Here is a 21,551-nt window from a genome sequence, read left to right on the forward strand (position 1 = left end):
CTTAGAATCAGCCTTCCGGAGGAGTTCCATGGCGAAATTCGGCATCGGCCAGCCCGTCCCGCGCACCGAAGACCCGCGTCTCGTCACGGGCCATGGGCGCTACACCGACGATATTCGCCTGGATGGAGAAGCCCACAGCTTCTTTGTGCGCTCGCCCCATGCCCATGCGCGGATCAGGCATATTGATGTTTCTGCCGCCCGTGCCCAGCCGGGGGTGGTGGCCATCTATACAGGCGAGACCGTGCAAAAAGCCGGCCTTGGCCTTTTGGAGTGCGGCGCCAGCCTGACCAATCGCGATGGCAGCGCCATGAAGAAGACGGACCGGCCCGTGCTGGCGCTCGACCGGGTCCGCCATGTGGGCGATGCGGTCGCCATGATTGTGGCTGAAACCATGGCCCAGGCCCGCGACGCCGCCGATCATCTGGACGTTGACTATGAGGAATTGCCGTCGGTGACCGGCACGGCGGATGCGACGCAAAAGGGTGCGGCGCAGATTTGGGATATGGCGCCGAACAACATAGCGTTCGACTGGGAAGATGGCGACGAGGCCAAGACCGCCGCCGCCTTCAAGCGCGCCGACCGGGTCGTCAGTGTCGACATGATCAACAACCGGGTGGTCCCCAACTCTATGGAGCCGCGTGGCGCCATCGGCGACTATGATGGCAAACGGATGACGCTCTATACCTCCAGCCAGGGCAGCCACGGCCTGCGGAGCCGCCTGGCCGCCAAGATATTCAAGGTGCCGGAAGAGTCCATACGCGTGATCACGCCGGACGTGGGCGGTGGCTTCGGCATGAAGATCTTTCTCTACGCCGAGCAGGCAATGGTCCTGTATGCGGCCCGTGAACTGAAGCGTCCGGTCCGATGGGAAGCGGATCGCGGTGAATCCTTCCTGTCCGACACCCACGGCCGTGACCATGTGACAACGGCGCAGGCGGCGTTGGACAAGGATGGACGGTTCCTGGCCTTCCGCTTCGACATCACGGCCAATCTGGGCGCCTATCTGTCTCAGTTCGGACCGGGCGTGCCGACTTCGGCCGGCGCCTGGATGTATGCCGGCGTCTATCGGCTGGAAGCGTGCTACCTGCACGTCACCGGCGTCTACACCAACACCAACCCGGTGGATGCCTATCGCGGCGCCGGACGGCCGGAAGCCAATTATGCGGTGGAACGGCTGGTGGATGCGGCGGCGCGTGAGCTTGGCCTGTCGCCTGACGAGATTCGCCAGCGCAACTTCATACCCAAGAGCGCCATGCCCTACACCACAGTCATGGGCGCCACCTATGACAGCGGCGATTTCGCCAAGAACATGACAGACGCCATGAAGCTGGCCGACTGGTCAGGTTTCGCCGCCCGCCGGAGCCAATCGGCAAAGGCCGGCAAGCGGCGGGGCATCGGCCTGGCCACCTATATCGAAGCGTGCGGGGGCGGCGGCCAGGAAGGCGCCTGGATCAAGTTCGCGCCGGACGGCCGGGTGACCATCCTGTCCGGTACCCAATCCAACGGCCAGGGCCACGAGACCGCCTATATCCAGATCCTGTCCGATCGCCTGGGCATCGAGCCTGACATGATAACGGTCAAGCAGGGCGACACCGACCAGGTACCGACAGGCACCGGCACCGGCGGATCGCGGTCCGTGCCAGTCGGCGGCGGCGCCCTCGTCAAGGCCGCCGAGAAGGTAATCGAAAAAGGCAAACGGATTGCCGGCCACAGCCTGGAGGCGGATACGGCCGACATCGAGTTCGATGACGGCCGCTATCGCATTGTCGGCACCGACCGCGCCATCACCTTCAGCGAGGTGGTCTCGCTGTCCTTCAAAGAGGCGCAACTGCCGGAAGAGGCGCGTGGCGGGCTGGACGACATGGCCTACTGGGCGCCGGAGAACGGCGCGTCCACCTTCCCCAACGGCTGCCACATCTGCGAGGTGGAGGTGGACCCGGACACCGGCGTCACCACTCTGGTCAATTTCACCGTGGTGGACGATTTCGGCACGGTCATCAATCCGTTGCTGCTGGCCGGCCAGATCCACGGCGGAATCGGCCAGGGCATCGGCCAGGCGATGACTGAGCACACGGTCTACGACGCTGAATCCGGCCAACTCCTGTCAGCCTCGTTCATGGACTATGGCCTGCCACGGGCCGACCACATGCCGCCCATGGCCATCGCCTTCAATAACGAGCCGTGCACCACCAACATCCTGGGCATGAAGGGGGCCGGCGAAGCCGGCGCCATCGGCGCCCCGCCGGCCGTGATCAACGCCATTGTTGATGCCCTGGAACCCCTGGGAATCCGCCATGTGGACATGCCGGCGACGGCACAGCAGGTGTGGCGGCGACTGCAGGCGGCGCCACGACAGGCGGCATGACCGCAACGGATGGGGCCAATCTGGCCAGCCTGCGGCTGTCTGGAGATAACCCGTTGAAATCACGTATATTTCTTCGTCACGAGGGCGGCTGACCCGCGGCAGCAGATTTTTTGGCGTTCCGACGCACCCGGCCTATAACTAAAGCCATGGACACTCCAGCCAGGTCTCATCATGGCAACGATTAGGGGAAACCGCGGCGACAACAGTCTTGTCGGCACCAATGGTGACGACGAGATTTTTGGCGATCGCGGCGACGATGTCATCAGCGGCCTTGACGGTGATGACACTCTGTATGGTGAGGAAAACGACGACACGGTCAGCGGCGGCGACGGTGACGACACCATCTACGGTGACGGAACCCGCAGCGGCTCGCGTGACGGCGACGATCTTCTGGATGGCGGCGCCGGCGACGATACCATCTTCGGCGGCGGCCGCGATGACCGGATTTCCGGCGGCGCCGGCGACGACCTGATTTTCGGTGATTATGACGGAACGAGCAATCGCGACGGCGACGACCTGATCAGCGGCGGCGCCGGCCGCGATACCATCCATGGCGGCGGCGGCGACGACACTATTGCCGGCGATGACGGCAATGACCGCCTGTATGGCGGCGATGACGACGACACTTTGTCTGGCGGCCGTGGCGCCGATGTTCTGGACGGCGGCGATGGCATTGATACGGCGGACTATTCCGATGCTCTAGGCAGTGTGCTCATCAGCCTGGAGGCCGGCTTCGCCGCCAAGGACGGCATGGGGTATATCGATTCCCTGTCCGGCATCGAGAATGTCACAGGCTCCGGCCAGTCGGACATCATTATCGGCGACAGCGGCGACAATGTGCTGGATGGCGGCGATGGCGACGATGTTCTTGTTGGCGGCGGTGGCGAAGACACGCTGATCGGTGGCGCCGGCTCGGACACGGCGTCTTTTGCCGACGGCGCAGGCGTAGAGGTTGACCTGGCCAGCGGTGACGTCAGCGGCGGCACCACCCTGAGCGGTATCGAGAACGCCATTGGCTCGGCCGGCGATGACGTGTTGCGCGGTGACAGCGGCAACAACACCCTGATCGGTGGCCTGGGCGACGATATCATTGATGGCCGTGACGGCGATGACATTCTGGTTGGCGATGCGGCGAGTGCCGCACAGGGTGGCGATACCCTGGTGGTCAATGCCCATGGTTCGCCGCTGGACGGGGTCTATCCCCACATGCAGGTGCTGGTTGGCGGCGTTGCCGTCGGCACCGTGACGGTGACCAGCTCCCTTACCGGTTACAGCTTTGACCTGTCTGGCCTGACGGCCGCCCAGAAGGCAGGGGCGGTGGAAATCCGCTTCGTCAACGATGCCTGGGATGGCGTACAGGAAAACTCCTTTGGCCTGGACGGCCAGGAGGACCGCAATCTGTTTGTCGAGTCTATTGAGTATGGCGGCGCTGCCACGCCGGCGACCGAAGGGCACCTGTCCTTCACCGCCATCAACGACGGAATCATGGGCTATCAGTCCGGTGGCGCGGGATTCGAGATCACGAATATTGAACTGGAACCCGGCCATGGGCCGTTTCAGGGCGGTAATGTCTATAACGGCAATGTGGTGTTCGACAGTCTGCCGCAGCCGCCGGCCGCGCTATTGCGCGGTGCCGGCGATGATGTGATTTCCGGCGGCGAGGGCGACGACACCATCTTTGGTAATCTGGGCGACGACGTGCTGTCAGGCGACGCCGGCAACGATACGATTTATGGCGGCTCACCGGGCGATTCCGGCCTGTTGATCAGCGACCCGCATGGCGACTATGTGGCCGCGGTTCAGGGCAATGGCGCGGTGCTGCACCTGACGCTCGGCGAAGACAGCGGCACGATCGCGGCGGACTCCAGCGGCAATGGCCACGACGGCACCTATGAAGGCGTGATGCTGGGCGGTGATGGCGCCCTGCCCGGTGACAGCGCCGCCGAGTTTGACGGCCAGAATGACTGCATCATCGTCCCCCACGACAATGATCTGGCGCTCAATCAGGGCACTATTCAGCTCTGGTTCCAGACGGACGATGCCGGCGACACCCAGGGCCTGTTCAGCAAAGGATGGAGCGACGGCAGCAGCGACGGCGTCTATGCCCGGATCAAGGGCCGCGATATCGAGATCAAAGTGGACGACGGGCATCAGGTCCACACCCTGAAGACCACCGGCAATGTGATCGAGTCGGGCGCGTGGTATCAGTTGAGCTTCACCTTCGGCCCGGACGGCATGGCGCTGTATCTCAACGGCGAGCTGCTGGATACGGACGACTATGACGGTGGCATCGCCATGAGTGGCGCGGCCCCGCTGATCCTGGGCGCGGCACAGACCAACGGTGGCGGCGGGCTGGATTCGTTCCTCGATGGTCAGCTCGATGAAGTGTCAGTTTTCGACACGGCACTGGATGGCGCGACCATTGCCGGCCTGCATAGCCTGGGCACGGATGGCGGTCTTTCCGACGATGACCTGATCTTCGGCGGCAGCGGCGACGACACCCTGTTCGGAGGCGTCGGCCAGGATGTCATCTATGGTGATACGGATGACGAAATAGATCTGGACGATACTGCACTGGTGGCCACGCCCGACGAGGCCAGCGGACACAATGGTAGCGGACACTCTGGCTCCAGCCATCATTCGGGCTCCAGCCGTCATTCGGGTTCCAGTCACCATTCGGGCTCCAGCCACAGCGGCAGCACCGGGACGGGAACCGGGACCGGTGCCTCTGGTGGAGGTGGCGGCAACCTTACCTTCAATGACTATCTGGATGGTGGTGACGGCCACGACACTCTGTATGGCGGACGTGGCGACGACACACTGGTGGGGGGCGCGGGATCGGACATTCTGGTGGGCGGCAGCGGCACCGATACGGCCGACTATTCCGCCGCACCCGGCAGCGTTGTCATCAGCCTCGAGGCCGGCATCGCGGCCAAAGATGGCTCCGGCTACATCGACTCGCTGTCTGGCATCGAGAATGTCACCGGCTCCGGCCAGTCGGACATCATCACCGGCGATGGCAATGACAATGTTCTGGACGGCGGTGACGGCGACGACGTTCTGACCGGTGGCCAGGGTGACGATACCCTGATTGGTGGCGGCGGCAATGACACCGTGGCGTATACGGAAGCTCTGGGCCCGGTAACGGTGGACCTGGCGCTGGGCACGGCGACAGGCGCCGGAAACGACACCATCTCCGGCGTCGAGAACATCGTCGGCAGCTCCTATGACGACACCCTGACCGGTGACGATGAGGCCAATATCCTGATCGGCGGCGCCGGCAGCGACACTTTGTATGGCGGCGGCGGCGATGACCTGATCATCGGCGACCAGTCGGCAGCCTCCGTCATTCAGCGCGACACCCTGGTGGTCAACGCCCACGGCTCGCCACTGGACGACCAGTATCCGGTGATGGAAGTGTTTGTCGGCGGCGTATCCGTCGGCACGGCGACCGTCAGCAACTCCATCACCGCCTATTCCTTTGATCTGTCCGGACTGACCCCGGCGCAGTTGGCCGGCGGCATCGAGATTCGCTTCCTCAACGATGCCTGGGACGGCATTTCAGAGAACTCGTTCGGCATCGATGGTCAGGAAGACCGCAACCTGTTTGTCGAGTCCATCGAATATGACGGCTTTGTCCTGTCCGGGGCACACGGCACCCTGACCCATGATTTCCAGGGCGATGATGCAACCGGCTATCAGACGGGCGGCGAAGGTGACGATGTCACGGACATCTACATTACCGACACCACAGACGGCGGTGGCGATGCCGGTGGCAACGTGTACAGCGGCAGCGTTCATTTCGACGGCCTGCCAGGCGTCGAGTACGGCGTTCTGGGCCAGCCGATCACAGACTACGACTCCGCCGATTACATCTTTGGCGGCGACGGCGATGACGTGATCTATGGCGGCCTGGGCGATGACGTTATCGACGGTGGCGACGGTGATGACATTCTTTATGGCACCGTGCCCGGGTTCGACCTGGGCCGAGGCGGCGTCCCCTATGACGATGTGGTGGAGTTGTATGATGCTGTCGCTCACTGGAAGCTGGGGGAGACCAGCGGCAGTGTAGCGCAGGATTCCAGCGGCAACGGCAATGACGGCGGTTATGCCGGTGGTGTTGGCCTGGGCTCGCCCGGCATCCTGTCCGGCGACAGCGCGGCAAACTTCGACGGCCACAACGATCATGTAGTGATTGCGCACGACGATACCTTCGATATGAACGAAGGCACCGTGCAGATGTGGTTCAATACCGACAATGCCGGCAAAACCCAGGGCCTGTTCAGCAAGGACTCCTCAGGCTTTGACTCCGGCGGCCATCTGACGGCGCGCATCGTCGGCAATGACGTGGAAATCCGCCTGCAGAGCGGCGATCAGTCCTTCACCGTGCGCACCACCGGCGACGTCATCCAGTCCGGTGAATGGTATATGCTGTCCTTCTCGTTCGGGCCGGAGGGCATGAAGCTCTACCTCAATGGCGAGCTGATGGACACCAACGGCTATACCGGCGGCCTGGACGACAGCAGTGGCGGCGCGGGCAATACGGAGCCGTGGGTGCTGGGCGCCAATAGCTGGGGCAGCGGCAATGGCACGGCCTATCCGCTGCAGGACTATTTCGACGGCCGAATCGACGAAGTCACTATCTTCGGCGACGCACTGAACGACTATGCGGTGCAGGACATCTATGAGTCGGGCATCAAGGGCGATGATTTCACGCCGGTCAGCGACGTGGACATCATCATCGGTGGCGGTGGCTCCGACCAGCTCTTCGGCAGCGAGGATGACGACAATCTGAGCGGCGGCACCGGCGACGACTTCCTGGACGGTGCCCAGGGGCTTGGCGACCTGCTGGATGGTGGTGAAGGCAATGACACGCTGATCGATCTTGATGGCGTACTGGCGGCCCACGGCGGCAGCGGCGATGACAAGATTACCATCGCCTTCGACAGCGCCTGGGACGACGATGACAATCCGGGAACCGGTCCCAAAGCGGACAACCGCATCAGCGGCGGCGCTGGTGCCGACATCATTTCCGTGACCATGGCCAGCATGGCCTTTGTCCTGCATCTGTCCACCGATAGTGGGGACGCCGAAGCCAATGATGACGGTGATGACGAGCTGACCCTCAATGGCAGTTATGGCCAGTCGCTGATCTATCTCAACGGCGGCAACGACGTGTTCGACGCCACGGCGGCCACCGGTGGCGCGCTGGCCGACACGGTGTTCGGCGGCAGCGGCGCAGACCGCATTCTGGGCGGTCTCGGTGATGATGTGCTGTCCGGCGACAGCGGCGATGACCAGCTTGACGGCGGCGAAGGCGCCGACAAACTGTCCGGCGGCGAAGGCGCCGACACGGTGGATGGCGGGGCCGGCAATGATGATATCAGTGGTGGCGCGGGAATCGACGAGCTGCGCGGCGGCGATGGCGATGACATTGTGGAACTGGGCATCGAGGGGACGATTGTCCTCAAAACCGAGGATGCCATTGACGACAACGACATCACCTACACCACCACCGAGGACAGCGTGGTCAGCGGCGGCGCGGGCATCGATATCCTGAAAGGCTCGTCGCTCGGTTCTTTCATAAACCTCAACGACGCAAAGTTCGGCGCCGACGGCGGCAGCTTTGAGAAAGTGGAACTGCAGGACGAAGAAGACTTCCTGATCGGTAATTTTAGTGCGACCCAGGGTGTGACGGTCAATGCCGGTGGCGGCAATGACGTCATCAGCTTGTTCGGCACGGGCAACAATACGGTTATAGGTGGGCCCGGAAACGACTTCATCTCAGGCGGATCCGGCAACGATACGCTGTATGGCGGTGACGGCTTTGACCTGCTCTACGGGCATGACGGAACTGATATACTTTATGGCGACGCGGGCGATGATGCGTTCTATATCGAGCGTGGTGATGATTTGAATCTGGTTCGTGATTCCAGCCATGACGGCCTGACCGTCGGCGGCGATACAATCGTGTTCTACGAGCTTGGGCAGAATGTGGTGTTTGGCGATGTTACCATCAACACAAGCCTGTTCGCTTCTAGCGGCTTCTATTCCGCCACCTACACCGACAATAGTGCCACGGTTTACTGGAAACCGGACGAGATCGAGTATCTGGAGTTCCGGCTCTCGACCAATAACGGCACCTGGTACGAGTGGGACGGTAATGACTATGTCTTCGGCGGCACGTTCTGACCGTCCGCCAGTGCGTATTGCACCGCCTGTCGTCTGACGCCGCCACCCGGTGACCACTCTTCGCAAGGCCGAACCCGCTGCGCTTGCAGAAGCAGCGGCGCATTTGCGCGCCGGCCGGCTGGTCGCCTTTCCCACCGAGACGGTCTATGGGCTGGGCGGCGACGCCACCAACGACCGGACCGTGGCGGATATCTTCCGGGTTAAGCGGCGGCCGCAATTCAACCCCTTGATCTGCCACGTGGCGACGACGGCGGACGCCTCCGCCCTGGTGGTATGGACGGATATGGCTGGCCGACTGGCCGAGGCCTTCTGGCCCGGCCCCCTGACCCTGGTGCTGCCGCGCCGGGCGGACTGCCCGGTGTCGCTGCTGGTCTCGGCCGGCCTCGACAGTCTGGCCGTGCGTGTGCCGGCAAATGAAGTCGCCCGCGATCTGATCAGCCGGGCCGGCGTACCCGTGGCGGCGCCCAGCGCCAACCGCTCCGGCCATCTGAGCCCGACGCAGGCGGCCGACGTGGTGAGCGAGCTGGGCTCTGATGCCGCCATGATCATTGACGGCGGGCCCTGCACTGTCGGCCTGGAATCCACGGTCATTGGTCTGCTTGACGAGACGCCGCGACTGCTGCGTCCCGGCGGGCTGGCGCGGGCGACAATCGAAGCGGTCACCGGCCCGCTTGGTCGGCCCCGGCCCGGCCGCATCACAAGCCCTGGTATGCGCTTGTCCCACTATGCCCCGGCCCGCCCGCTGCGCCTTAACGTCCAGAGCGCGGCGCCAGGCGAAGCCCTGCTGGCCTTCGGTCCCGACGCGCCGCCCGAAGGTCCGACGGTGCGCAACCTGAGCCCGGCCGGCGACCTGACTGAAGCGGCCGCCAATCTTTTCCGGATGTTGCGCGATCTCGACCGGCCCGAGTTTACCGCGATCGCCGTCATGCCGGTGCCATTGCATGGGCTGGGCGAGGCCATCAACGACCGCCTGAGCCGAGCGGCAGAGGCTGGCCAGCCGACAAGCCGCCGCCTAGATTAAGACCATGACCATGACAGAAAAGTCCGCCGTGGTGGACGACCTGGCGAAGGCCCTGCGTGACGTTCTGGGGCCGGACGGCCTGCTGACCGACGCGCGGGCAATGGAGCCCTACGGGCGCGAGCTGCGAGGCATGTTCGATGCCCTACCGGCCATGGTCGCCCGCCCGGTCTCAACCGACGCGGTGTCACAGGTGGTCGCCCTGTGCGCGGCGGCCGGCGTCGGCATCGTGCCGCAGGGTGGCCGCACCGGGCTGGTCGGCGGTGGCACCGCGCAGCCGGGCGCCGGTCAGATCGTCCTTAGCCTTGAGCGCATGAACCGGATTCTCAGCATTGAGCCGCTGGACGACACCATGACGGTGGAAGCGGGCTGTGTCCTGGCCGACCTACAACGGGCGGCACAACAGGCCGACCGTCTGTTTCCGCTCAGCCTCGGCGCCGAGGGGAGCTGCCAGATCGGCGGCAACCTGTCGACCAACGCGGGCGGAATCAATGTCCTGCGCTTCGGCAATGCGCGTGACCTGGTGCTGGGACTGGAGGTTGTACTGGCCGACGGCCGGGTTTGGAACGGCCTGCGCCAACTGCGCAAGGACAATACGGGCTATGACCTGAAACACCTGTTCATCGGCGCCGAAGGCACACTGGGGATCATCACCCGCGCCGTCCTGAAACTGTTTCCCCGGCCGCGTGATGTGGCCACCGCCTTCATCGGCGTGGCGAGCCCGGATGCCGCCATAACCTTGCTGCCACGGCTGCGTGCGGCCAGCGGCGAACGTATCACCAGTTTTGAACTGATCGAGCGCTTTCCCCTGGAAGTGGCCCTCGCCCATACGCCCAATACGCGCGATCCGCTGGGCGAACCCCATGCCAGCTATGTGCTGGTGGAGCTAAGCTCGGCACAGCCGGGGGCCGGTCTGTCACAGGTGCTGGAGCACAGCCTGGACGCGGCAATGGATGACGGGCTGGTCGAGGACGCGGTCTTCGCCAGCAGCGACAAGGAAGCCGAAGGCTTCTGGCGCATCCGCGAGGGAATTGTCTGGGCCCAGGCCCACTACGGCGCCAGTATCAAGCATGATGTTTCGATTCCGGTCAGCCGGGTGCCGGCCTTCCTGCAGCAGGCCGATGATGCGGCAGAGCGGGTCGTCCCTGGCATCCGACCCTGCGCCTTCGGCCACATCGGCGACGGCAATATCCACTATAACCTGACCGGCCCCGCCGGTATGGATGACGCTGAGTTCCTGGCCCACCGGCCGGCAATCAACCTGGCAGTGCATGATGTGGTGGCCGGGCTGGACGGAAGCATCAGCGCCGAGCACGGGCTGGGCCAGCTTCGCCGCGACGATATTCAACGCTACAAGTCACCGCTGGAACTTGAGCTCATGTGGCGCCTCAAGGACAGCCTGGATCCGCGCGCCATCATGAATCCCGGAAAGCTTCTGCCGCCGCGCTGAACCCGGCGAGGCTGCGGACGCTGGCCGCTAACGTTCTATCCGCAGATTACTCAGATCCTCGGCGATCTGATGAAACGCGTCCTGCAGTTCCGCATTGCTAGGCGAGTTGTAGTACATGCCGGGCGCCGTCGCGCAGTCGCGGTAGAGATTCTGCAATGTGCCGTTGTTCTGCTGAAACGTGATCGTATAGATGCGGATGCCCTCCGCTTTCATGGCCGTGCAGACCGCCAGCATACGCGCATTGATTTCTGTTTCCGCCGCACCAGCATTGGTCGTGCCCAGTATGCCCCAGCCAAGACGACCGTAGGCGCCATAGTCGGAGTTGTCCGGACCGGACGGCGGATGGTCATACCACTGGTTCTGACCATCGGTCAGCATGATGACCACTTTCTCCATAAGCGGCGTTCCATAGTCCAGCGGCAGTTCAGCCGGCGATGGCGCGCCCCACACGCCGCGCCACTTTGGCGAGATCGAGCGCCAGCCCCATACCAGACCGAGATTGCCCATGGTGCCGCCACGGTGCCACGGCAGCATCTCGTCGATGGCTGCCTGAATGGTGGTCTTGTCAGGCACCAGCGGAGTAATTTCCGGACCACACCCGAGATTGGGACCGGTGCCATTGTTCTGCGCGCCATTGGTCTCATTCACCGGCGGCCAGTTGTTGTCGCTGGCCGCCGGATAGAAGAACGGGGTCCATAGAGGCTCACCGGCAGTACCGGGCGCATTGTCTGTCTGATCGAAGGGTGCGGGGCGGGCTTCCACACACCCCTTCCACGCGGTCGGTACATAGTCCACGGGGTTGTATCCCGTCAACCAGTCCGTATGTTGCGCTCCGACATTGACCGCGACGGTATAGGGCACCAGGCCGACCCAGAAATCCTCCACCACCTCGCGCTCGCCATAGAGAATGTCGATGAGGTCCGTGGCGGCGCCTTTCATGGCGTCCATCTTGCCGTTGGAGCGCATGGACCCTGTATTGTCCATCACCAGGATCAACTCCATACCTTTGGCGGCGCGGCGAATGACCGTACTGGCCGTGACCGTCATGTCCTGGATCCCCACCACGCTCATGAAGCTGGTGGGGATGGTCGCCGAAGCGTCCAGGGTAAGCGTCTCCGCCGATGTATTGATCGTCACCACCGGGCCGCTGAGCGTCGCACCCATATAGCCCGGCGGAAAGTTCGTATCGAAAAACATCTGAATATCGCCGTCGCGTTCCGGCGAAAACATCACCCGGCCGCCCGCCAGCCCTGCCGCATCCAGTGCCGCCGACAGGCGTGACTTCACCAGGTAACCGCGGGTGGTGTCGATTGCCAGGCCAGTGACCGCGACCAGTGGCACGATGGACACGGCCAGGAAGGCAGCAATGGCGCCGCGCCGAGAGCGTTTGAAGCGCACAAGCAGCGCCCTGAAAGCTGGCCAGATCCACATAACACCCATGGTCACTCTCCGTATCAGCGCGGCTTGCGCGGCGGTAAACACAATCCACAGCATGTCACTTTCGCCCGACGGGGCTTAACAGTCTGTCTCTATTACTGACAAAGCCACACAAAGATGGAGAACTCACGGGATATATGTAATTTTAGATGATTGTTATTATTATGTTTGCAGAATGAATACTTGTTCGAAAACGATTATATAGTCTCTTTTACTTCTCGTTAGTGGTCATCCGCGCAAGTTGCATAGGTCGCATAACGCGACATGTGATTTGAGGAGATCGATCAATGATTCGTTTCATCCATCGCTTCTACCGGAACGAGAGCGGCGCAACGGCCATTGAATACGGCCTGATCGCGGCGCTTGTCTCGGTGGCCGCCATTGGCGCTCTGACTGCCATGGGCGGTGACCTGAATACGATGTTCACCACCGTGTCCGCCGCGCTGAACGCCGCGGTTGGCGGCGGCGGCGCACCGGCGCCGTAAGACCTGCCGATCGGTCGGGGGTGGCCGCTGGTCACCCCCGGTCGCCGCCTGATGCACAAACAAGACCAAGCCTGGTCGCCAACCTGCCGAGTCGCCAACCCTGAAAGACTCCATTCCCCCTTGCCGCGAGCACGCCATGACGGCCTACGAAAGTCTGCAGGCTCTGACCCTGATTGCCTTTGTCGGGTTGCTCGTCTGGGCGGCCCTGCAGGATCTGCTGACCTTTACGATTCCCAATGCCATTCCTGCCGTCCTTGTCCTGCTGTACCCGTTTCATGTGCTGGTCGCCGAACCCCACCCTGCATGGCTGATGAGCACCGCAATAGCGGGCGTGGTTCTGGCCTTGGGGATGGGTCTGTTTGCCCTTGGTCTGTTCGGCGGTGGCGATGCGAAGCTGCTGGCGGCCCTGGCGTTGTGGGCAGGACCGTCTCAGATCCTGCCAACTCTATTCGTCATCGCCCTTGCCGGCGGGGTGCTGTCCGTCCTGGCCTGGCTGCCACAGATTGAACGCCTGAAGTTCGCCCCTGTCCGTATGCGGCCAAGCCCCGGCACTCGGTTCAAGTCACGACGTGAAGTGCCCTATGGCCTGGCTATCGCCGCCGGCGGACTTGTTCTGTCCGTGCACCTGATTGCCGCCTAAGCGGACATCCGCCTGAAGCGCACAAGGAGATCACAACCGTGCCATCACCCAGAACACTGCTGCTTATCGTCCTGGCTCTGGTTGTCGCCGGCACCACCGCCCTGATGGCTCGTGGCTGGATTCAATCCGAGCGCCAGGCCCTGGCCGGCCTGACCCGGCCGGTGATCGTCGAGGCAGACCTGACGGAGATACTGGTTGCCGCCCGCGATATTCCGGCCGGTACTTTCGTCACCGAGTCGCACCTCAGGTGGCAGGCCTGGCCGGCTGACAATCTGTCGGACACCTATGTGGTGCAAAGCGACGACGCAGGCGAGATTTTCGTCGGTGCGGTTGTGCGTAGCGGCATAGCCGAAGGCGAACCGATCACAACAGGACGGGTTGTGCGTCCCGGCGACCGCGGGTTTCTTGCCGCGGTGCTGCAGCCCGGTCACCGGGCCATCTCCGTCGCCGTCAATGCCACCTCCGGCATCTCCGGATTTGTCTTTCCGGGCGACCGGGTCGACCTAATCCTGACTCATGCGGTGCAGTATGAAGACCGGCCGCCACGCCATGCCGCAGAAACCATTATGTCCGATGTGCGTGTCCTGGCCATAGACCAGAGCACGGACGATCAGGAAGGTGAGCCGACCCTGGCCAAGACAGCGACACTGGAGGTAACCCCCCGCCAGGCGGAGGTTATCGGTGTCGCCAGCGAGCTGGGTCATCTCTCGCTCAGCCTGCGCAGCATGGCGACCGCCGAGACGCCGGACATCCTCCGTACCTTTACCTGGGACAGCCAGGCCAGCCGCCTGATTCCATTCGACGCCACGGGACGCGTCGTGCGCGTCGTGGTCAGCCGCGGCAACAAGGAAGAAATTGTCGAGCTCGGAGCCCCCTGACCATGACCAGCTCCATCCGGTCCTGGTGGACCCTGGCAAGGCAGCATGCGGTCGGTTTTGCCGTGGCCGTCGTCCTGTCGGCTGTAGCCGTGGCGCTACCGGTGACGGAGTCCCATGGCCAGGCCACGAGCCTGACTCCGGCCAGCGAAGCGATCATGCTTGAGGCCGGCAAAGGCATGTTGCTGCGGCTGGAGGGGGCAGCGGCCTCCGTCTTTGTGGCCGACGCCAAGATCGCAGACATAGACGTCAAATCATCGCGGCTCATCTACCTGTTCGGTGTGACGCCCGGCGAAACCACGCTGTACGCGGTGGGCGCAGACGATTCCGTGCTGGCCAGCGTCGAAGTCCAGGTCAGCCACAATATCGCCCGCCTGCAGTCCGCCATCCGAAACCTGGCGCCCAACTCCACCGTAGATGCCCGTTCGCTCAATGGCTCTGTGATCCTGTCCGGCATGGCCCTGTCGGCTGCCGAGGCGGAAGAAATCCGCCGCATGACCGTGCAGCTCGTCACGTCGCCGGACCAGATCATCAATCAGATGCGTGTGGCCAGCCCCAACCAGATCAACCTGCGGGTCAAAGTGGCCGAGGTGTCCCGTGAAGTCACAAAGAATCTCGGCTTCAGCCTGGACGCGGTGGGCACCCCCGGCGGTTCCGTCATCGGGCTGGTTACGGGCCTCTTCACACCAGGCCCGGGCGGCATTCTGGGCGGCCGTCCATCAGTGTTCGAGACCTTCTCCGGCGGCGCCGCCTTTGGCAACATTTCGCCGGGCAGCTTTGACATCAACGGCCTGATCGACGCCCTGGAAGAGGAAGGACTGATCTCGGTCCTGGCGGAGCCCAACCTGACCGCGCTGTCGGGCGAAACCGCTAGCTTTCTTGCGGGCGGTGAGTTCCCGATCCCGGTGCCGCAATCGGGCGACCGGATCACCATTCAGTTCAAGAACTTCGGCGTATCCCTGGCCTTCACCCCAACGCTTCTGGCGGACGGGCGGATCAATCTGCGGGTGCGGCCGGAGGTCAGCCAGTTGTCAGTGGCCGGCTCTATCGAAATCGGTGGCCTGACCATTCCAGCCCTGACCACACGACGGGCAGAGACAACGGTTGAACTGGGCTCCGGCCAGAGTTTCGCCATAGCCGGCCTGCTGCAGAACAACACCACTCACGATCTGCAGAAGTTTCCCGGTCTCGGCGACATTCCCATTCTCGGCACCCTGTTCCGCTCGACCCGCTTTCAGCGCGATGAAAGCGAACTCGTCATCATTGTGACGCCGTATATCGTCCAGCCATCCAACCGACAGCTTGCCCTGCCGACCGATGGCCTGACGGCGCCCAGCGACTATCAGCGGATCGTCTCGGGCCAGGCCTACAGTCCGTCCCTGCCGCCGCCGCCAACAGGCCCGGTGTCCAGCGGTGGCAATAGCCTGGCCGGTCCCGCCGGATTCATCCTGTACTAGGGAGCCATCGATGGCCGCATATCCCATGACACGCTCGCCGGGTCGCCGAATTGGCCTGCTGATTGCCGCCTCCCTGGTGTTGCTGAGCGCGTGCAGTCGCACAGATGCTTTCCACCAGGCGGAGTTGCCCCGCACAAGCGAGGTCACCTTCGTTCACTTCGTCTACCCCGTTGACTTCACGCCAGGCACTACGTTCATCAGCGTGGCGGACGAGACCAAACTGGCCGTATTCGTGTCGACCCTGACACCGGGCGCGGCCGACCGCTTCTGGATTGTCGCCGATGGCAACAGTCCTCTGGAGCGCAGTCGCTCCATGTCCCTTGCAGCCCTTTTGGGACGAACCGGCATCCAGGCGCCGATACGACCGCGGCAGGGCGGGCAAAGCGCAGGCCCAGATACAGGGAACAGCCTTACCCTTGTCGTCGAGCGGGCGATTGTGACGCCGCCACACTGTGGCCACTGGCCAAAACCGTCCGGCGGCGATTCAACCAATCAGCCATTGCCGCTGGGCTGCGCCAATGCATCCAACCTGGCGCTGATGATCGCCGACCCCCGCCACCTGCTGTTTGGCTCCGCACCGGGCGCCGCGTCCGCCATCCAGGGCAGCGCCGCCGTCGGTCGCTATTTCAACGGTACGACCTATCCCCTTCTGGATGCCAGCACGGGGTCACAGGAATGAACCAAGCGCTGGCCCGTGCGCCGCACCATGCCGAGCACGATGATAGGGCCGAACCCCTGCTTGCCTTCGTCAGCGATGCCGGTTCGCGGCAAGCGCTCAGCGAGCTGGCGCTGGAACGGGACATTCCGGAGACGCTGCTGGCTGAGGGCGGTATAGATGACGCCCTGGCGGCGGCCGCTAACGGCCGCCACCCGCGTGTGCTGCTTGCCGACATAGACGATGCGGAAGACGCCCTGCGTGACATCCGGACCCTCACCGCCGCCTTGCCGCAAACGCGGATCATCGCGCTTGGCAGCAAGAATGACGTCTCTCTCTATCGCGCGCTGCAGGCCGCCGGCGCACGCGACTATCTGACCAAGCCGCTGAACGGCGAAGAGCTGGCGCGGATTCTCGACTCGCCGGACTTGCCGGCCCTGACAGCGGCCGTTGCACCCCGCGCCGGCGGCAAGTCTCTTGCGGTGGTCGGTATTCGCGGCGGAGTCGGCGCCAGCACCCTGTCTGTCAACCTGGCATGGCTTCTTGCCCACAAGCATCGGCGTCCGACCGCTCTAATTGATCTGGACCTGCAATACGGGTGCTGTGCACTGGCCCTGGATCTGCTGCCCAATCACGGCCTGCGCGAGGTTCTTGAGAGCCCGTCACGCATTGATGAAATGCTGATTGCCAGCGCTACCATCAAAGAGAGCGATCAGCTTGATGTTCTGGCGGGCGAAGAGGCGTTTGACGACCCGGCTACGATCAGCCCGCACGCACTGGACATCCTGATTCATACGCTTGAGCGCGACCACGAGTATGTGATTCTCGACACACCGCGCAGTCTTGCCGGCCAAATGACAAGCCTGACAGAAACCGTGGACACCCTGGTTCTGGTGACAGACCTGACACTGGCCGGTATGCGGGACACGGTGCGCTGGCTCGAACAACTTGGCGACGTTCCCGGTGAGAATCGGCGCTTGCTGGTGGCCAACCGTGTCGGTGAAGCGAAGACCGACATCACACGTCGTGAGTTCGAGCGTGCTGTCGGTGTGAGTATTGATCTGGAGTTGCCCTGGGACCCCCGCGCCCAGCAGGCGGCGAACACCGGCAAGGCCATGGCCACCATGTCAGGCAAGTCCAAGCTGGCACACGCACTGGCCGGCGGTGTGGCCGGGCTAACCGGTATTACCGTGGAGCGCCGACGCGGGCTGCGCCTGTTCAACCGGGCCGCCGCATGAACATCGTACGGATAGAGCCTGGGTCGAAAACCGGCGCTCCCGTACAACGGCCGGGCGGCGATCTGACCACCTCGGCAGACGCCGCGGCCCGTTCCGGGCTCACCGCGGCCGGTCTACTGGAGGCGGTCGCAGATGGTGACACGGCCGACCTGGCCCGCCAGGTAGGCGATGCCATTGACGACGGCTTGAAGCAAGCAGGCGTCAAGCTGTCAACCATCCAGCGACGCCAGTTGGCTGGCCGCTGGCTTACCACTTTGCGCCAGCAGAGCCGCGATGCCCGGCGTGCGGTGCAGGATTCGGCGCGCGCCGCCGCTTTGGCACCGACGACAGGACTAAAAACCGGCCCCGTGATGCACGATATCACGGTTGGCAATAGCGAGACACCAGAAGACCCGTCTCACGCGTTTCTAACAGACACACCGTCAGAATCCGTCGCGACTTCGCCGGAAGAGGACCGGGCAACCCGCAACCGCGATGCCATCGATCAGGCCAAACGGCAGATCCAGCCCGTGCTGATCAATCGCATCGATGTGGGGACCGCCCTTACCCTGGACCGCACGGAACTGCGCAGCCAGATCCACGAGGTCGTCGGCGAGCTTCTGGTCGAGCGTCGCATTCAGCTCAACAAGGCAGAACAAGGACAGCTTGTTGCCTCCTTGATGAACGACCTGCTGGGCCTCGGCCCGCTGGAGCCTCTGCTGGCTGACGACAGCATCACTGACATCATGGTCAACGGGCCGGCGCAAATCTATGTGGAGCGCGCCGGCAAGCTGGTGCTGACCGATGTCCGGTTCGAGAACAATGTTCATGTGATGAACGTGGCGACGCGGATCGTTACCGCCATCGGCCGCCGTATTGATGAATCCAGCCCCATGGTTGATGCCCGGCTGGCCGACGGCAGTCGTGTCAACATCATCATCCCACCGCTGGCAATTGATGGTCCTTCCATCTCCATCCGCAAGTTTTCGAAGAAGAACATCACCCTCGATGTCATGGCCCATCAGGCCAATCTGTCCGCCGACATGTCAACGACGCTCAAGATCGCAGCACGGTCGGGTCTCAATATTCTGATATCCGGCGGTACGGGGTCCGGCAAGACAACTCTGCTTAACGCGCTGTCGCGACTGATTGATCCGGGCGAACGCGTAGTCACTATCGAAGACGCCGCCGAGCTGCAATTGCAGCAACCCCACGTCATACGCCTGGAGACCCGCCCCCCAAACCTGGAAGGCGGCGGCGAAATCACCATGCGCGATTTGGTCAAGAACGCGCTGCGCATGCGGCCCGACCGTATCATTCTGGGCGAAATTCGTGGTTCGGAAGCGGTTGACATGCTTCAGGCCATGAATACCGGGCATGACGGGTCCATGTGTACGGTCCATGCCAACAACCCACGCGAAGCCATGACGCGCCTGGAAAACATGGTGGGCATGGCGGGCATCAACCTTCCCGCCCAGGCAGTCCGGACGCAGATCGCCGCAGCGGTTGACCTGATTGTTCAGGTGGAACGCATGCGCGATGGCGTCCGCCGCATTACCAGCATTGTGGAAATTGTCGGCATGGAAGGCGATGTGGTGACCACACAGGAGCTGTTCACCTTCAAGTTTACCGGCGAGGGAGCCGATGGTCGTCTGACCGGGCGATTCGACTCGTCCGGCCTGCGCCCGCACTTTGCCGAGAAGGCCTCGTACTACGGCCTCGACCGCACACTGATTGACACCGTCGCCCGCAACAGCCCGCCGGGCGCCCCGCTCGCCGGTGGCGGCCATGGCTGAAAGCGGCTCCCTTGTCCTGCTGATCTTTGCCGGCACGACCATCGCCCTGCTGGCCCTGGGGTTCGCTGTCGCCGGCGGCAATCGTCGCCTGCGCAGCCGGCTGGAACGCCAGGTTCTGCGGGTGCGCGGCGGCGCCCACACCCTGGTGCACGGCCCGTCCCTGCGGCGCGACCAGCATGGCGGCCCATGGGAGCGACTGGCCCGCCGCTTCCTGCCCAAGCCCGAAACCCTGCGCCAGCGCCTGCAGCGCACCGGCCGCCCCATCACCCTGGCGCAGTACGCAACCGTCATGGTGGCGGTCGGTGCAGCCGCGGCTTTGCTTGTCCGTCTTATGTTCGGCATGCCTCTGGCCGTCTCTGTAGTCGCTGGCGTCGCCGGCGGATTCGCCCTGCCCCACATACTGGTGGGACGGGTTATCGCCCGCCGCCAGGCAAAATTTCTGGCGGCTTTCCCAGAAGCCATCGACCTGATCGTACGCGGATTGCGATCCGGCCTGCCTGTGTCCCAGACCATCGCCGGTATCGAGGATGAATTGCCCGGACCCATTGGCGAGGAGTTTCGCTTCGCCTCTGAGGCCGTGCGCTTCGGGCAGACACTGGAAGTCGCCGTATGGGAGATGGCGCGGCGGATGGCTCTGCCGGAAGTCAACTTCTTTGCGGTCAGCCTGGGCGTACAGCGCGAGACCGGCGGCAATCTGGGCGAGACCCTGTCAAACCTGGGCGACATTCTGCGACGACGCCGTCACATGCGGCTCAAAGTCAAAGCCATGAGCTCCGAAGCGCGGGCCAGCGCCATGATTATCGGCTCGCTGCCCTTCCTCATGTTTGTCGCCATCATGCTGGTCAACCCCGACTATGCCTCCGCCCTGTTCGAAGATTCCCGCGGCATCATGATGCTGGGAGTCGGGCTCACCAGCATGGGCATCGGCGCCCTGGTGATGGCCAAAATGGTGAGGTTCAAAATCTGATGCGGTTTCCTGATCTGCCTTTGGGCCTGGCGGTGGAAGACGCCGTAGCCCTGTTGGCCGGGCTTGCCGCGGTCATCGCGGTGACTGCGGTGTGGCGTGCGGCAACGGAGCGCCAGCCTGCAACGGGGCGCGCGCGGGCGCTGTCGGCGCGCAAAGATGCCTTGCTCGGCGCCATGCAAACGCCGCGTCGCCGTCGTGGGCTGCGTATGGAGTCGGTCAGCCTGGTTCAGCAGGCCGTGCGATTCCTTCGCCTGCAGACCGGTCGTCAGGCCGACCAGGCACGGGCTAAACTGGCCCAGGCCGGCCACCGCAGCCGCGATGCACTGGGTCTTTTCCTGTTTGCCAAAGTCAGTCTGCCTCTGGTCGCCGGACTGGCCGCCATTGTGGTGTTCTACGCGCCGCAGCTCATTGTCCTGAGTGACATGGGCGCCCTGGCGGCAGCCATTGGTGCAGTGCTGGCCGGCGCCTACGGCCCGGACGTGTTCATCCGCAACATGGCGACAAAACGCCGCCAGGCGATCCAGTTGACCCTGCCGGATGCCCTTGATCTTCTGGTGATCTGTACCGAAGCCGGGCTGGGGCTGGATGCAGCGCTGGCGCGAGTCGCCCGGGAACTCAATGAGGCCAGCCCGGAACTGGCCGATGAATTGGCCCTGGCCGGAATTGAACTGGGTTTCATGCCGGAGCGCCGGATGGCCCTGGACGCCCTGGCCGCGCGCGTACCCCTACCCGGTGTGCGTGGCCTGGTGACGACGTTGATCCAGACCGAACGCTACGGTACGCCGCTGGCCCAGGCCCTGCGGGTGCTGGCCCGGGAAATGCGCGACGAGCGCCTGATGAAGGCGGAAGAGAAGGCGGCGCGCCTGCCGGCTGTCCTGACGGTGCCGATGGTCAGCTTTATTCTGCCGGCCCTGTTCATTGTCCTGATCGGTCCGGCCGTTCTGCGGGTCATCGACACGCTGGGGAGCATGTAGATGCTGCCCCGGTGCATCGACCA

Annotated in this window: 14 protein-coding genes; 13 read left to right on the plus strand and 1 reads right to left on the minus strand. The window is 63.6% G+C overall.

Features of this window, described 5'->3' with window-relative positions; translation table 11 throughout:
- The first annotated feature begins 28 nt into the window (after positions 1 to 28).
- The 4 genes from RIE31_03305 (at position 29) to RIE31_03320 (ending at position 11,025) form a co-directional block, all read left to right on the plus strand.
- Positions 29 to 2,365: a xanthine dehydrogenase family protein molybdopterin-binding subunit gene (locus tag RIE31_03305; GenBank protein ID MEQ8639628.1), complete on the plus strand. Its 2,337-nt coding sequence runs from the start codon at positions 29 to 31 to the stop codon at positions 2,363 to 2,365.
- Between the two features lie 171 nt (positions 2,366 to 2,536).
- On the plus strand, positions 2,537 to 8,557 hold the full coding sequence (locus RIE31_03310; GenBank protein MEQ8639629.1) for a LamG-like jellyroll fold domain-containing protein: 6,021 nt from the start codon (positions 2,537 to 2,539) through the stop codon (positions 8,555 to 8,557).
- 49 nt (positions 8,558 to 8,606) lie between these two features.
- Positions 8,607 to 9,578, plus strand: coding sequence for an L-threonylcarbamoyladenylate synthase (locus RIE31_03315; protein ID MEQ8639630.1), 972 nt, complete (start codon positions 8,607 to 8,609; stop codon positions 9,576 to 9,578).
- A 4-nt stretch (positions 9,579 to 9,582) separates the two neighbouring features.
- The gene (locus RIE31_03320; protein ID MEQ8639631.1) at positions 9,583 to 11,025 is read left to right on the plus strand and encodes an FAD-binding oxidoreductase; all 1,443 of its coding nucleotides are present in this window, start codon (positions 9,583 to 9,585) and stop codon (positions 11,023 to 11,025) included.
- A 27-nt stretch (positions 11,026 to 11,052) separates the two neighbouring features.
- On the opposite strand, the gene RIE31_03325 is transcribed toward RIE31_03320, so the two are convergent.
- Positions 11,053 to 12,519, minus strand: a complete 1,467-nt coding sequence (locus tag RIE31_03325; protein MEQ8639632.1) for a pilus assembly protein TadG-related protein — start codon at positions 12,517 to 12,519, stop codon at positions 11,053 to 11,055.
- 230 nt (positions 12,520 to 12,749) lie between these two features.
- Here RIE31_03325 and RIE31_03330 point away from each other — a divergent pair, with 230 nt between their 5' ends.
- The 9 genes from RIE31_03330 (at position 12,750) to RIE31_03370 (ending at position 21,528) form a co-directional block, all read left to right on the plus strand.
- Positions 12,750 to 12,947, plus strand: a complete 198-nt coding sequence (locus RIE31_03330; protein ID MEQ8639633.1) for a Flp family type IVb pilin — start codon at positions 12,750 to 12,752, stop codon at positions 12,945 to 12,947.
- A 136-nt stretch (positions 12,948 to 13,083) separates the two neighbouring features.
- The gene (locus tag RIE31_03335; protein ID MEQ8639634.1) at positions 13,084 to 13,587 is read left to right on the plus strand and encodes a prepilin peptidase; all 504 of its coding nucleotides are present in this window, start codon (positions 13,084 to 13,086) and stop codon (positions 13,585 to 13,587) included.
- A gap of 38 nt (positions 13,588 to 13,625) precedes the next feature.
- Positions 13,626 to 14,465 (plus strand): Flp pilus assembly protein CpaB, encoded by an 840-nt coding sequence (cpaB, locus tag RIE31_03340; protein ID MEQ8639635.1) that lies wholly within the window; start codon positions 13,626 to 13,628, stop codon positions 14,463 to 14,465.
- A gap of 2 nt (positions 14,466 to 14,467) precedes the next feature.
- On the plus strand, positions 14,468 to 15,919 hold the full coding sequence (locus RIE31_03345; protein ID MEQ8639636.1) for a type II and III secretion system protein family protein: 1,452 nt from the start codon (positions 14,468 to 14,470) through the stop codon (positions 15,917 to 15,919).
- Positions 15,920 to 15,944: 25 nt separating this feature from the next.
- On the plus strand, positions 15,945 to 16,598 hold the full coding sequence (locus tag RIE31_03350) for a CpaD family pilus assembly lipoprotein (protein ID MEQ8639637.1): 654 nt from the start codon (positions 15,945 to 15,947) through the stop codon (positions 16,596 to 16,598).
- Positions 16,595 to 17,812, plus strand: coding sequence for an AAA family ATPase (locus RIE31_03355; GenBank protein ID MEQ8639638.1), 1,218 nt, complete (start codon positions 16,595 to 16,597; stop codon positions 17,810 to 17,812). Before RIE31_03350 ends, RIE31_03355 begins: the two co-directional genes overlap by 4 nt.
- A complete protein-coding gene (locus RIE31_03360) occupies positions 17,809 to 19,587 on the plus strand; it encodes a CpaF family protein (protein MEQ8639639.1) in 1,779 nt (592 codons plus the stop codon). The genes RIE31_03355 and RIE31_03360 overlap by 4 nt, the downstream gene beginning before the upstream one ends.
- On the plus strand, positions 19,580 to 20,554 hold the full coding sequence (locus tag RIE31_03365) for a type II secretion system F family protein (protein MEQ8639640.1): 975 nt from the start codon (positions 19,580 to 19,582) through the stop codon (positions 20,552 to 20,554). Before RIE31_03360 ends, RIE31_03365 begins: the two co-directional genes overlap by 8 nt.
- Positions 20,554 to 21,528, plus strand: coding sequence for a type II secretion system F family protein (locus RIE31_03370; GenBank protein ID MEQ8639641.1), 975 nt, complete (start codon positions 20,554 to 20,556; stop codon positions 21,526 to 21,528). Before RIE31_03365 ends, RIE31_03370 begins: the two co-directional genes overlap by 1 nt.
- The last annotated feature ends 23 nt before the right edge of the window (positions 21,529 to 21,551 follow it).

This window comes from Alphaproteobacteria bacterium, from assembly GCA_040218575.1.
Lineage (GTDB): Bacteria > Pseudomonadota > Alphaproteobacteria > JAVJRE01 > JAVJRE01 > JAVJRE01.